Annotated in this window: 7 protein-coding genes; 5 read left to right on the forward strand and 2 right to left on the reverse strand. The window is 73.4% G+C overall.

The window, feature by feature from the left end; genetic code table 11:
• The first annotated feature begins 27 nt into the window (after positions 1–27).
• Positions 28–3,132, forward strand: coding sequence for a PD-(D/E)XK nuclease family protein (locus tag AB0K73_RS12600; protein WP_360513399.1), 3,105 nt, complete (start codon positions 28–30; stop codon positions 3,130–3,132).
• Positions 3,129–6,461: an ATP-dependent DNA helicase gene (locus tag AB0K73_RS12605; protein WP_360513397.1), complete on the forward strand. Its 3,333-nt coding sequence runs from the start codon at positions 3,129–3,131 to the stop codon at positions 6,459–6,461. The genes AB0K73_RS12600 and AB0K73_RS12605 overlap by 4 nt, the downstream gene beginning before the upstream one ends.
• Here the strand turns inward: AB0K73_RS12605 and AB0K73_RS12610 are convergent.
• Entirely contained in the window at positions 6,362–7,624 is a 1,263-nt protein-coding gene (locus AB0K73_RS12610) for a phosphotransferase (RefSeq protein WP_360513395.1), read from the reverse strand. The two genes, AB0K73_RS12605 and AB0K73_RS12610, sit on opposite strands and share 100 nt — an antisense overlap.
• Positions 7,625–7,712: 88 nt before the next feature.
• Between AB0K73_RS12610 and nudC the strand changes: the two genes are divergently transcribed.
• Positions 7,713–8,675 carry an NAD(+) diphosphatase gene (gene nudC / locus AB0K73_RS12615; RefSeq protein ID WP_360513393.1) on the forward strand — a complete coding sequence of 321 codons (963 nt, stop codon included), beginning with the start codon at positions 7,713–7,715 and terminating at the stop codon, positions 8,673–8,675.
• Positions 8,612–10,453 carry an ATP-dependent helicase gene (locus AB0K73_RS12620; protein WP_360513391.1) on the forward strand — a complete coding sequence of 614 codons (1,842 nt, stop codon included), beginning with the start codon at positions 8,612–8,614 and terminating at the stop codon, positions 10,451–10,453. The genes nudC and AB0K73_RS12620 overlap by 64 nt, the downstream gene beginning before the upstream one ends.
• Positions 10,454–11,314: 861 nt before the next feature.
• Here the strand turns inward: AB0K73_RS12620 and AB0K73_RS12625 are convergent.
• Positions 11,315–12,634 (reverse strand): zinc-dependent metalloprotease, encoded by a 1,320-nt coding sequence (locus AB0K73_RS12625; RefSeq protein WP_360513703.1) that lies wholly within the window; start codon positions 12,632–12,634, stop codon positions 11,315–11,317.
• Positions 12,635–12,854: 220 nt separating this feature from the next.
• On the opposite strand from AB0K73_RS12625, the gene AB0K73_RS12630 reads away from it, so the two are divergent.
• Positions 12,855–13,958: a PDZ domain-containing protein gene (locus AB0K73_RS12630; RefSeq protein ID WP_360513389.1), complete on the forward strand. Its 1,104-nt coding sequence runs from the start codon at positions 12,855–12,857 to the stop codon at positions 13,956–13,958.
• The last annotated feature ends 67 nt before the right edge of the window (positions 13,959–14,025 follow it).

Consider the following 14,025-nt stretch of genomic DNA (forward strand, 5'->3'; position numbering starts at 1 on the left):
GTCGGCGGAACGGGTTACCGTTCAGGCATGCCCGCCATCGCGACCCTCCCGAACCCCGTCGCGATCCTCGCCGACGACGAGCACGCGGCGGTCTTCGGCGCCCCCGGAACGGGCAAGACGAGGCTCGTGGTCGAGCTCGTCGCCGACCGAGTCGAGCGCCGCGGATACGACAGCGATGAAGTGCTCGTGCTCTCGGCGACGCGGGCGTCGGCCACGGCACTGCGCGACGAGCTCGCGGTGCGCCTCGGCGTCACGACCCGCGGGCCGCTCGCCCGAACGGCCAACTCCATCGCGTTCCAGCTCGTCCGAGCGGCGACCGGCGCGCCGGTGACGCTGCTCACGGGCGCCGAGCACGACCAGATCGTCGGCGACCTGCTCGAGGGCGGCATCCGCGACGGGTTCGGCCCGGCCTGGCCCGATCCGCTCGGCCCCGAGGTGCGCGAGTTGCGCGGCTTCCGGTCGGAGCTTCGCGACCTCATGATGCGCGCGGTCGAGCACGGTGTCGACGCGGCGGCGCTCGCCGAGCTCGGCGAACGCGCCGGGCGGCCCGAGTGGGTCGCGGCGGCGGCCTTCCTCGGGGAGTACGCCGACGTGAAGGAGCAGGTTCGCCCGAACCAGTTCGACTCGGCCGAGCTGGGCGCGTTCGCCGCCGCGATCGTGCGTCGCAGCACGACGGATGTCGCGGCATCCGCTGCGCTCGGCGACCTCGCCCGGCTGCGTCTGATCGTGGTCGACGACGCCCAGGAGGCCACCGAGGCCGCCGCCGCCATGCTCGGTGCGTTCGCCGCACGGGGCGTCGCCGTGGTCGCGTTCGGCGATCCCGACGTGGCGAGCAACGGGTTCCGCGGTGGCCGGCCCGAGCTCCTCGGCTCCCTCACGACCGTGCTCGACGGCGCCCCCGTGCGACGCATCGATCTCGCGCGTGTGCAACGCGGCCGTGTGGGGATCCGGGAGGTCGTGCGCTCGGTCACGTCGCACATCGGTGCGGCGCTCGGCGGCACGCATCGCCAGGCGGCCTTCGGCGAGCACGACCCGGCCGACGATGCCGATCCGCTGGCCCCGGTGCTCGGCATCGAGGCGCCCTCGCACGCGGCCGAGTGCCAGTCCGTCGCGGCGCTCCTGCGCGAGCGCCACCTGCTCGACGGGGTGCCGTGGTCGTCGATGGCGGTCGTGCTGCGCTCCGGCGCCGACGTGCCCGGGTTCGAGCGGGGCCTGGCGCTCGCCGACGTGCCCACCGCCGGCGATGCTGCCCGCACGGCACTGCGCGATGCACCGGCGGCCGCTGCACTGCTGGCCGCCGCTTCGCTCGCGCTCGATCGCGAGCCGCTCACTTCCGAGCGGGCGATCGAGGTGCTCACCGGCCCGCTCGGGCGGCTCGACGGCGTCGGCCTCCGCCGACTCCGCCTGGCGCTCCGGCACGAGGAGCTCGCGAGCGGCGGCTCCCGCTCGGGCGACGAACTGCTCGTCGACGTGCTCTCCGCGCCGGGCGGCTTCGAGACCATCGATGCCGCGCCGGGTCGTCGCGCCGCACGCATCGCGAAGCTCCTCGCCGCCGCTCGAGGCGTCGCTGCCGACGGCGGCACCATCGAGGAGGTGCTCTGGTCGCTGTGGGAGGGGAGCGGGCTCGCGACCGAGTGGGGCGCGCAGGCGCGCGGCACGGGCGTGCTCGCGGAGGAGGCGAACCGTTCGCTCGACGCAGCGGTCGCGCTGTTCGCCGCGGCCACGCGCTTCGTCGAGCGCGAGCCCGAGGCCCCGGCCGGCAGGTTCGTCGACGACGTGCTCTCGAACGAGCTCCCCGAAGACTCGTTGGCGCCGCAGCGCAGTGCCGAGACGGTGGTCGTGACCACGCCCCCGGCCCTGATCGGCCGTGAGTTCGACGTCGTCGTCGTGGCGGGCCTGCAAGACGGCGTGTGGCCGAACCTCCGGCCCCGCGGCACGCTGCTCCACGCCGTGCTCCTGCCGCGGGTCGTCGCCGCGGCGCGCTCCGGTGCGCCGCTGCCTGGGCCCGAGAACGCGGCCGAATCGCGCGCATCGGTGCGTGGCGACGAGTTGCGGCTGTTCGCGCTCGCCGCCTCCCGCGCGAGGCGCCAGCTGGTGCTGAGCTGCACCGCCAACGACGACGAGCAGCCGTCGATGCTCATGGGCTATGCCACCGAACGGGTTCGGCCACGGCGCAGGCCACTGCACCTGCGCGGCATGGTGGGGGCGCTCCGGCGCGAGGCCGTCGGCACGGCCGATCCCGAGGCCGCGGCCGCGCTCGCACTGCTCGCCGAGGAGGGCGTCGCGGGCGCGCACCCCGACGACTGGTACGGGCTCGCGGAGCCGTCGACCACCGCGCCACTCGTCGACCTCGACGACCCCGAGGCGTTCGTCGCGGTGTCGCCCTCGCAGATCGACCGCGCCGAGGAGTCGCCGCTCGGATGGTTCATCGACCACGTCGCCTCGCCGCCGTCGGGGCTCGCCGCATCGATCGGCACCATCGTGCACGCCGTGGTCGAGGAGGCCGGAGCCCGCGACGACGGCGACACGAGCGTCGAGACGCTCTGGGCGGCCGTCGAGGCGCGGTGGCGCGACCTCCGCTTCGAAGCGGGCTGGGTCGCCGAACGCGAGAAGCGCGGCGCACGGCGCATGACCGAGGGTGCGGCCGACTACCTCGCGACGTTCGCCGACGACGGCAAGGTGCTGCTCGGCGCCGAGGGCCGGTTCACGCTCATCGTCGACCGGGTGCGCATCACGGGCACCATCGACCGCGTCGAGGCATCCGCCGATGGCACCACCGTGATCGTCGACCTGAAGACCGGCCGCACGCCGCCGACGGTCGAGCAGGCGGCGCGGCATCCGCAGCTCGCGGCGTACCAGCTCGCCGCCCGCGCCGGCGAGGTGCCGAACGCCGGCGTCATCGGCGGCGCGAAGCTCGTCTACCTCGCACGCCCCGCACGCGGGGTCGGCTACACCGAACGCGTGCAGCAGCCGTTCGACGACGAGGCCGAGACGGCGTTCCGCGAGCGACTGGCGGCGGTCGGCGGGATCATGGCCGGCAGCACGTTCGAGGGGCCCGGCGAGCTCGGCTTCCGGTCGCGTTTCGGCGCCTGGCAGTACCGCGTGCACCTCGTTCCGGCGGTGTCGGCATGACCGGCGGCGTCGACCTGAGCGGGGGCGGCACGAACGTGGGTCGTCGGCCGTCGATCAGCGCGGCGGCGATCGCCACGCGACTGGGCCTGCACCAGCCCACCGACGAACAGCGCGCCGTCATCGAGGCCGACCCGCACGGCGCGAGCATCGTCGTCGCGGGCGCGGGCAGCGGCAAGACCGAGACGATGGCCAACCGCGTGGTGTGGCTGCTCGCCAACGGCCACGTCGCCGTGCCCGAGGTGCTCGGCCTCACGTTCACACGCAAGGCCGCCGGCGAGCTCGCCGACCGGGTGCGTGAACGCGTCGGGCAACTCGTCGCCGAGGGCATCGCCGAGGTCGAGCTCGATCCGCTCGAGGCGGCGGCCGTCAGCACCTACAACGCCTTCGCGAGCACCATCTACCGCGAGCACGCGATGCTCATCGGGCGCGAGCCCGACGCGTCGGTGCTCGGCGAGGCATCCGCGTGGCTCCTCGCCCGTTCGGTGGCGAGCGCGTCGGCCGACCCGCGGCTCGTGGAGCTCGACGCCTCGCTCGACCGCGTCACGGGCGCGGTGCTCGCGCTCAGCCGCGCGCTCGCCGAGAACGTCGCCGACAGCCGCGATGTCCGTGCCTTCGCGCGCGACTTCCTCGCGATGGAGGGCCTGCCGATCGAGGCGCCGCGCAAGCGCACCGACTTCCAGACCTTCACCGATGCACTCGGCGTGGTCGCCGCGCTGCCGCCCCTCCTCGATCTCGCCGACGCCTACGCGGCGGCCAAGCGCGAGCGCGGCTACGTGGAGTTCTCCGATCAGGTGGCACTGGCCCTCGCGATCTGCGAGCGGCATCCAGAGGTCGTCGACGCGTACCGCGAGCGAGCACGCACCGTGCTCCTCGACGAGTACCAGGACACGAGCGTCGTGCAGACCCGACTGCTCTCGACGCTGTTCCGGGGGCACTCGGTCATGGCGGTCGGCGACCCCGACCAGTCGATCTACGGATGGCGCGGCGCGAGCGCCGCCAACCTCGCTCGCTTCGCGAACGACTTCGCCCCCGAGGGCGTCTGCGGCGTGTACGACCTCTCCACGAGCTGGCGCAATCCACGCATCGTGCTCGACGCGGCCAACACGCTCATCGGGCCGCTCGACGCCGGCATCCCGAAGGCGCCGCTCGTGGCCTCGCCGTTCGCCGGGCCGGGTCGGCTCGAGGTGGCGTGGGCTGAGACCATCGAGGAGGAGGCCGACCTCGTGGCGCGCTGGTTCGCCGAACGCCTCGGGCGGGCTCGACCGGGCGTGGCCCCGAGCGGGGCGCTGCTCTGTCGCACGTTCGCGAACGTGGGCGTCTTCACCGATGCGCTGCGCGCGCGGGGTGTGCCGGTGCACGTGCTCGGGCTCGCGGGGCTGCTCGACCAGCCCGTCATCGCCGATCTCGTGTGCGTGCTGCGTGTGCTGCACGATCCCACCGCCGGCTCCGAGCTCGTGCGCGTGCTCGGCGGGGCACGGTGGCGGATCGGTCCCGCCGACCTCGCCGCGCTGCACGATCTCGCCCGCTGGCTCGCCGACCGCGACCTCGCGAGCCATCGCCTCGACGACGAGGTACGCAATGGGCTCAGGGCCTCGATCGCACCCGACGAGTCGCCCTCGATCGTCGACGCGCTCGACTTCCTGCTCACCGCGCCCGACGAGCACCGCGCGCTTCGCGGCTTCAGCGAGACGGGGCTCGGCCGCATGCGCCGCGCCGGCGCACAGCTCCAATCGCTGCGGCGTCGCGCCGGCCTCGGGCTCGTCGACTTCGTGCACCTCGTGGTGCAGGAGCTCATGCTCGACATCGAGGTCGCGGCGAACGCGTCGCAGCCCCTCGGAGCACCGAGCCTCGAGGCGTTCGACGAGTTGCTGGCGAGCTTCGCCGACGTGGCGGAGCATCCCACGCTCGGTGCGTTCCTCGGCTGGCTCACCGAGGCCGAGCAACGCGACCGGCTCGCACCCCGGCAGGACGAGCCCGAACCGGGTGCCGTGCAGGTGCTTTCCATCCACGGGTCGAAAGGCCTCGAGTGGGATCTGGTGGCGATTCCCCGCATGGTCGACGAGGAGCTCCCGTCGAAGCCGCGCACCACGAAGGGATGGCTCGCGTTCGGCGAGCTGCCGTTCGACTTCAAGGGCGACCGCGACGAGCTGCCCGAGCTGCAGTGGCGGGGCGTGCAGAGCCAGTCCGAATTCGACGTCGCGGTCAGGGCGTTCGCCGACGAGAACCGCGATCGGCACGCGGAGGAGGAGCGGCGGCTCGCCTACGTCGCACTCACGCGCACCCGCGACGAGCTGCTGCTCACCGGCTCGTGGTGGTCGACCCAGAAGTCATCGCGCGAGCCGAGTCCCTTCCTCCGTGAACTCGGTGTCGCCCGTGTCATCGATCCGGTGGCGCTGCCGATGGCCCCCGCAGCCGACGAGAACCCCCGCGAGGGTGCGACGACGCGCCAGCAGTGGCCCCTCGACCCGCTCGGCGCGCGACGCGACCGGGTGCACGGCGCGGCCGACGCCGTGCGCGGCGCCGCCGAGGGACCGAGCGGCGCGGGCATCGGGCCCCGGCTCGCCGACGAGCTCAGGCTGCTCCTCGAAGACCGGCGGCGCCGGTTCGAGGGCGCCGGTGCGGCGCAGATCCCCGCCCGCGTGCCCGCCTCCCGGTTCAAGGACTACGTCGACGACCCGGCGGCCGTCGCCGAACAGCTTCGCCGGCCGATGCCGCAGCGTCCATACCGCGCCACCCGCATCGGCACGCTCTTCCACGCCTGGGTCGAGCATCGATCCACGGGTCTGGGCGACGCCGCCGCGATCGACGACGGCTGGGCCGCCATCGCCGACGACGCCGAACAGCAGGGTTCCCAGCTCACGGATGCCGCGCCCGAGCGCCTGCGCGCCCTGCAGGCCACGTTCGAGGCCTCCGAGTGGGGCGGGCGTCGGCCCATCGCGGTCGAGCTGGAGCTGCACCTGCCCATCGACGGGCACGTGTTCGTCTGCAAGCTCGACGCGGTGTACGAGGTGCCGGCGGGCGGGGAGCTCGCGGCACGGGGCATCCGGTACCAGGTCGTCGACTGGAAGACGGGCGCCGCACCGCGCGACGCGCACGACCTCGAGCTCAAGCAGACGCAGCTGGCCCTCTATCGCCTGGCGTACGCGACGTGGGCCGGTGTCGCGCCCGAGGAGATCGACGCCGTGTTCTACTTCGTCGAGGAGGACCGGGTCATCCGACCCGATCGCCTCTACGACGAGGCGGCGTTGCGCCGCTCCTGGGCATCGGTTGCACGACCTGCGGCGGCGGCGGATGCCGCGTCGGTGCCGTCGGTGTCCGCGTCGTCGTGAGGGCGAGGCGGCTCGGGCGGCGCCGCGTCGCCCCAGTCGCTGAGGTCGAGCGGGATCGGCGCCGTGGCATTCATCGCCGCCATCGGCCGCTCACCGGCCTCGCGGCGTTCGAGCTCCGAGAAGTCGTAGCTGTCGGTGAGCAGGGTCGCGCCGCCGTCGCGCGGCTCGTGGTCGCGGGGGGTGTCGTCGAGCATCCGCTCCACTTCGCCGACGGCGAGGATGGGCCCCGTGTCGGGTGAGAGGGGTTCGCTCGAGTGGTCGTGCACCCGCTCGACGAGGCCGTCGAGGAGCGACACCGCGTCGTCGATGATCGCGGCGTCGCGCCGCTCCACGCCGTGCAGGAGCCACCGGGCGAGCTCGAGCTCGCCGTAGAGCAGGGCGCGCTGCGGCAGATGGGCGTCTGCCACGCCGGCCCGACCCCGGGTGTAGGCCTCCAGGGCGAACTCGGCCGCCACCCCGCGCGAGTTGAGCAACCAGTGCAGGTCGCGCGCCGGGTCGCCGACCGACAGCGCGCCCCAGCCGACGATCGCCGTGACGATGTCGCCGTCGACGAGGATCGAATCCGCGGTGAGCGAGCCGTTGATGACGGTTGGCCGGAACCGCCAGAGGGTCGCGTCGTCGGTGGCCTGCTCCCAGCGGCGCAGGATCGCCGCGGGCAGGTGACCGGTGTCGGCCGCACGGCCGACGAGCTCGACGACGGCGTCGTGCGCCTCGTCGGCGGTCTCGCGGGGGAGTCCGGCGTCGCTGATGAAGCCGCCGGGCAGCGTGTGGATCGCGGCGACGGCGGTGCCCACCGCCCACGCCAGGGACTCGTGCTCGGTGAGCTCGTCGGCGGTCAGCACCACGCCCGGCAGGAACTCCGTGACGATGGCGCGAGTACCGTCGATGGGCGCCTGGCCGACGAAGGACGGCACCCGGAAGGGCAGGAGCGAGCGGATGCCGGGCGTGAGCGCACGAATGGCGACGAGGTCGGCGGACTGCTCGCTCTCGGCGCTCTGCGAGCGCGGCGCACGGATGACGAGATGCCGGCCGTCGGCCGCCGTGAGTTCGACGCTGTCGTACCCGCCGTTGCTCCGGCGCGTGTGCGTACGGGCCCCGCGCACCTCGAGGCCGGGCACCGCCGCCGTGGCCAACGCGGCTAGAGTGAGAGGGGGTCTGGCCATGGCCACAGCTTAAGCAGGTGAGTCCGCCTCCCGGGCGACCGCCACGCCTTCACGCCGACTCCGCTCCGAACGTGCAGAGAGGTGTCCAGTGCGCGAAACGTCCGCTCCGCCGCTCGCGCGCGCGGCCATCGACCGCGACGGGGAGGCTCGCGCCGACGACGAGTTCGCCGCGCACTTCGACGCAGACCCGGCCGCACGGGTCATCGCGCTGCACCGCGGGCGAGTGCTCCTCGCCGAGCGGGTCGAAGGCTCGGCACCGGTGCTCGACTTCCGTCGGCCGGCCGACCTGCCCGAGCCCGCCCTGCGCTGCTACCTCGGGCGGACGATCACCGACGACGGCGTGCCCGCCCGCACGCCGATCGAGGTTCGGGTCTTCGACGCGGATGCCGCGTCCCGCATCGAGCCCGAGGAGGCGCGGTGGGCGAGCCTCCGCGCGGCGGCGCCCGTGCTCGGCGACCGCGACGCCGGGCTCTTCACCGAGGCCGTCGCCCTCGCGAACTGGCATGAGGCGAGTCCGTACTGCCCACGCTGCGGGTCGTCGACGACCGTGATCCAGGCGGGCTGGGCCCGCAAGTGCGACCGCGACGGCACCCTGCTCTTCCCCCGAACCGACCCCGCCGTGATCGTGCTCGTGACCGACGACGCCGACCGCGTGCTGCTCGGGTCGAACGCCCTCTGGGAGCAGAACCGCTTCTCGCTCCTCGCCGGGTTCGTCGAACCGGGGGAGTCGCTCGAGGCGGCCGTCGTGCGCGAGATCGGCGAGGAGGCCGGGCTCGTCGTCGACCGGGTGGAGTACGCGGCGTCCCAGCCGTGGCCGCTCCCCGCGAGCCTCATGATCGGCTTCACCGCGCGGGCGGCCACGACTGCCGCGGCGGCCGGTGCGAAGCCCGACGGCGTCGAGATCCTCGAGCTGCGCTGGTTCACGCGTGAGGAGCTCTCGGGAGCGAATCCCGACATCGGGCTCCCGGGCGACACCTCGATCGCACGATGGATGCTCGAGCGCTGGTACGGCGGCCCCATCGACGAGGGGATTCCGTGGATCACGTCGTGATCGCGGCATCCGACGATCCCCTCCTCGGCGCCCTCGACGACGACCAGCGGGTGGTGGCCGAGGCGCTGCTCGGCCCGGTGTGCGTGCTCGCCGGCGCGGGCACCGGCAAGACCCGCGCCATCACGCATCGCATCGCGTACGGCGTCGCCTCGGGCGCGTACGACCCGGCACGCGTCATGGCGCTCACCTTCACGGCGCGCGCGGCGGCCGAGCTGCGGGCCCGGCTCCGGATGCTCGGAGCAGGTGGCGTGCAGGCGCGGACGTTCCACGCGGCCGCGCTCGCGCAGCTCAACCACTTCTGGCCGCTGGTGGTGGGCGGCAACGCGCCCCGCGTGCTGGAGTACAAGGGACGTGTGCTCGGCGAGGCCGCCGAGCGGCTGAAGCTCCGCGTCGACGTGGCGACGCTGCGCGACGTCGCCGCCGAGATCGAGTGGCGCAAGGTCAGCGCGCTCGGCATGGAGGACTACGAACGACGGCTCGCCGGCCGGGGCGCGCCGGGCTCGCTCACGCCCGACCAGATGCGCGCCCTCGTCGCGGGCTACGAGCAGTTGAAGGACGAGCGGCGCATGCTCGACTTCGAGGACGTGCTGCTCGCGACCGCCGGCATGATCGAGTCGGAACCCTCGGTGGCCATGCACGTTCGCGAGAGCTACCGGCACTTCGTCGTCGACGAATACCAGGATGTCTCGCCGGCGCAGCAGCAGCTCCTCGACCTCTGGCTCGGCGGGCGCCGAGACCTCTGCGTGGTCGGCGACGCCAGCCAGACCATCTACTCCTTCGCGGGCGCCACCCCCGACTACCTCCTCGACTTCGAGCGGCGCTTCGAGGAGGCGACCGTCGTGCGGCTCGAGCGCAACTACCGGTCGACCCCCGCGATCATCGGCGTGGCGAACCGGCTGATGCGCGGCCGACCCGGTGCCCTGCAGCTCGTCGCGGTCGCGGTCGCGGGGCGCTCGGTCGGATCGACGGATGCCGCCGCGGCATCCGCCATCGAACCCGACGTGGTGTCGTACGCCGACGACCTCGCCGAGGCCAGGGGCGTGGCCACCCGCATCCGCGAGCGCGTCGATGCGGGCGTGCCGCCCGAGACCATCGCGGTGCTGATGCGCGTGAACTCGCAGACCGCGATCCTCGAGAAGGCGCTCGACGAGGTGGGCGTGAGCTCGCGGGTGCGCGGCGGGGTGCGCTTCTTCGACCGTCCCGAGGTGCGCGAGGCGGTGCACTCGCTCCGGGCGGCGGCGCTCACCATCGCGGGGGAGCCGCTCTTCAAATCGGTGAGCGACGTGCTGCGTTCGCTCGGCTGGACGGTGCAGCCGCCCGACGGTCCGGGCGCTGTGCGAGCACGGTGGGAATCACTCAACGCGATCGCCCGCCTGGTCGACGATGCGCCGAAGGGCACGACGTTCCGCCAGTTCGCCGACGACCTGCGCGCTCGCGCCGAGGCGCAGCACGAGCCGACCGTCTCGGCCGTGACGCTCGCCACGCTCCACTCCGCGAAGGGCCTCGAGTGGGACGAGGTGTTCATCGTCGGCCTCACCGAGGGCATGCTGCCGATCTCGTACGCGAAGGGCTTCGACGCCATCGACGAGGAGCGGCGCCTGCTCTACGTCGGCATCACGCGGGCACGGCGCCGGCTCTCGCTGAGCTGGCCTCGTGGGGGTGGCGGGCAGCGAGGCGAGCGGGAGCCGTCGCGGTTCCTGCAGGAACTCGACACCCGCAATCGGGATGCGGCTCGTGGTGTCGGCGCATCGGGAGGGCGCCCGGTCGCCCCAACGTGAGCGACGCGGCCGAGAGCCCCGTCAGGCCGTGGGCGAGTCGGTCATCGACGACCGCCGCGGCCAGTGCGCTCGCGTCGAGCTCGGCACGCGGCGTTCGGCTGGCCGCCGGCCTTCCCGCCAGCTGTGCGGCGATGGCCGGCCAGGCGGCGTCGGCATCGCGCCGGGTGAGGTCGAGGCACCGCAGGCATGGGCCCGATCCGGGTTCGACGAGCGGACCGACCCTGACGCCGGTGTCGTCGAAGACGATGGCCAGGTGCGGCACATCGCGGCGGAGGAGCGGCAGGTAGTGCGCCGGCCGGATGACCCAGGGCGCGGCGAGCACCGCGAGGGTGGCGTCGTCGAGGCCGTCGCGCGCGTCGGTCACGTCGTAGCCGAGCGCGCTCAGGCTCGATGCCAGACGACTGCCCACGAGCCCGTCGGCGTGGAGCGCGACGATGGGCGGAGCACCTCGGGGTGCGGTGCCCGCGGCCTCGTGGACGGGCTCGAGGTCGGGGGCACGCTCGGCGGCCTGGCCAGCCTCGGGAAGGAACGCCGGAGCCAGCGCCCTGAGGAGACGGTGCACCTGCTCGGGGGCGGCCCCGAGGCCCGTGCCCATGGTGAGCAGGGTCGACGTGCTCACCCCGTGGCGCAGTGCGGTGATGAGGTTGGCCTCGACGTCGCCGGCGTCGGAGAGGATGACCGGTGCCCTCGACGCACCGAGCTGCAGGTCGGTCGGCGAGCGCCACACGAGGGGCAGGAGTGGATCGATCCGCGGTGCCATGCCGGGAGCATGCCCGAGATGACGCTGCGCGCGCGGCATCCGTCCACAGGGGAAGGGCCGGCCGGAGCGGGTCCGGCCCGCGCGGGGCCGCTCCCCGCGACTCAGCTCTTCGGTTCCTCGCCGTCTTCGCCGGGCGCTGCCGGCGTCTCGCCGCGAAGCAGCTGTTCGAGTGCCGCATCGAACTCGTCGTCGGCGTCGGACTCGGCGGTGCGGGTGCCCGTGAGTCGAGCGACGAGCGCGCTCGGGTCGTCGAGATCGGCGGCCGTCGGCAGCAGGTCGGGGTGCGCCCAGAGAGCGTCGCGGCCCTCGACGCCCACGGCCTCGGTGACGGCCCGCCACATCGCCGTGGCCTCGCGCATCCGGCGGGGTCGGAGCTCGAGGCCCACCAGCGTGGCGAACGCCGACTCGGCGGGGCCGCCCGACGCGCGGCGGCGGCGGATCGACTCGGCGATGGCGTCGGAGCGCGGCAGGCGCTCCGTGGCATCCGCCGTGACCGCGTCGACCCAGCCCTCGACGAGCGCGAGCATCGTCTCGAGGCGAGCGAGCGCGCCCTGCTGGGCCTCGCTCTTCGGGCGGATGAGCGCACCGTTCACCACCGCGTTGCGGAGCTCCTCGGTGTTCGAGGGGTCGAAGCCCTCGGCGAGCTGTTCGAGTCGGTCGGTGTCGATGTCGATGCCGCGTGCGAAGTCGGTGATCGCGGTGATGAGGTGCAGGCGCAGCCAGCGTGCGTGGCGGAAGAGGCGGGCGTGTGCGATCTCGCGCACGGCCAGGTACAGCTCGACCTGGTCGAGTGGGATGTCGAGGCCTTCGCCGAACTCGGCGACGTTCTGCGGCACGAGCGCGGCGCGACCATCGTTCTGGAGTGGGATGCCGATGTCGCCGCCCGAGACGACCTCGGTCGCGAGCTGCCCGACGACCTGGCCGAGCTGCATCGCGAACAGCGCGCCGCCGATGCCGCGCATCATGCGGCTCGCGCCCTGGATCATGGGTCGCAGCTCCTCGGGCGCCTGCTCGCTCATCACCCGGGTCAGCGAGTCGGAGATGCTGAGCGCGACCGGCTCGGCGAGCTGGGTCCACACGGGCATCGTGGCGGTGACCCATGCGCGACGGGTGAGGAGCTCGGGGCTCTCGGGGAGCGCCGAGAAGTCGACCGTCTCGTCGAGCCACAGCGAGGCGACCTGCAGGGCCTGGCCGAGGCGCGCCCGGTCGTCGTCGCCGATCTGGCGCTGGCCGGATGACGCGCGCTCCTCGCCCTGGCGGAGCGCCACGTTCCAGTCGATGCCGTCGTCGCCCCGGTTCATCGCCTGCTGCAGCTGGCCGAACAGGGCGGCGATGCTCGCCGGATCGTTCGGCAGTCCGGCGGCACCGGCGAGCTGCGACGGATCGATGCCACCGGCCCCGGACAGGAGCTCGCGGAGCATCTCGCGGAACTCCTCCTCGGGGTTCCGGTCGCCAGGCTCGTCGTCCCGATCGGCCACGTGAGCCACCTCCAGTCGCGTTCCTTCAACCGTAGCCCCGGCTCAGGGTGCGGGTCTGGGAAATGGCCTAGGCTTGGCCTTCCGGGTGTCCGCCCTTCGCGAACAACGCCCGCCCTGGCGCTCGCGCACGGCGACTCCGTCGCCCGGAAGGAACGAATCACGGATGGCCCTCTTCGACGATGATGCGTCGACGCGCCCGCAGGGCCGCTCCCGGAAGGAGCGCATCGGGCGGGCCGCGATCGTCGTGGCCGCGGTGATCGCCCTGCTCTTCGCCCTGCTTCCCTCGCCGTACGTCATCGAGCAGCCCGGTCCCGTCTACGACACCCTCGGAGCCGCTGAGCGCGGCGACGAGGAGGTGCCGCTCATCGAGATTCCCGACGAGGAGACCTTCGAGACCGACGGCGAGCTCAACCTGCTCACGGTCACCGTGCTCGGTCGCCCGGGGCAGACGCCGAACTGGCTCGAGGTGCTCGGTGCCTGGTTCGATCGCACCCGCTCGGCGGTACCCGTGGAGGCGATCTTCCCGCCCGGCTTGAGCGACGAGGACCGGGACGCGCAGAACGAAGCCGCGATGGTCGACTCGCAGCAGGACGCCATCGCGGCCGCGCTCGTGGAGCTCGAGTACGAGTTCCCACGCGAGGTGACCGTCGCGGGAATCGTTGCGGACACTCCCGCCGACGGCGTGCTCGAGGAGGGCGACGTGATCAAGCGCGTGAACGGCGCCGCCGTGCACGCCGTCGACGAACTGCGCAACGCGCTGCGCGAGAACGGCACCGACGCTCCCGCCGAGCTGCGCGTGCTCCGCGACGGCGTCGAGGAGACGGTGTCGGTGACCCCGGTCGGGCGTGACGACACGGTCGTGATCGGGGTCGGCGTGCAGATGCGCTACGAGTTCCCGGTCGACATCACGTTGCAGCTCGACGACGTCGGCGGGCCGAGCGCCGGCATGATGTTCGCCCTCGGCATCGTCGACAAGCTCACCCCGGGGGCGATGACGGGCGGCGAGATCGTCGCGGGCACGGGCACCATCGACTCGGCCGGGCAGGTCGGGCCGATCGGCGGCATCCGTCAGAAGCTCTGGGGTGCCGAGGACGCGGGTGCCGAGTGGTTCCTCGCGCCCGAGTCGAACTGCGGCGAGGTGACCGGACATGTCCCCGACGGCATCACCGTCTTCGCCGTGTCGACCCTCGACGAGGCGCGCGACGTCGTCGAGGCGGTGGGCGAGGGTGCCGACACCTCCGCGTTCGCCTCCTGCCCCGTTTCGTGAGCAGCCGATTCCAAGCCTCGCGACCATAGGATGGAATCTCGATCCCCCCGCGACCGAACACGAGGCC

This window comes from Agromyces sp. NPDC052230, assembly GCF_040679595.1.
Taxonomy (GTDB): domain Bacteria; phylum Actinomycetota; class Actinomycetes; order Actinomycetales; family Microbacteriaceae; genus Agromyces.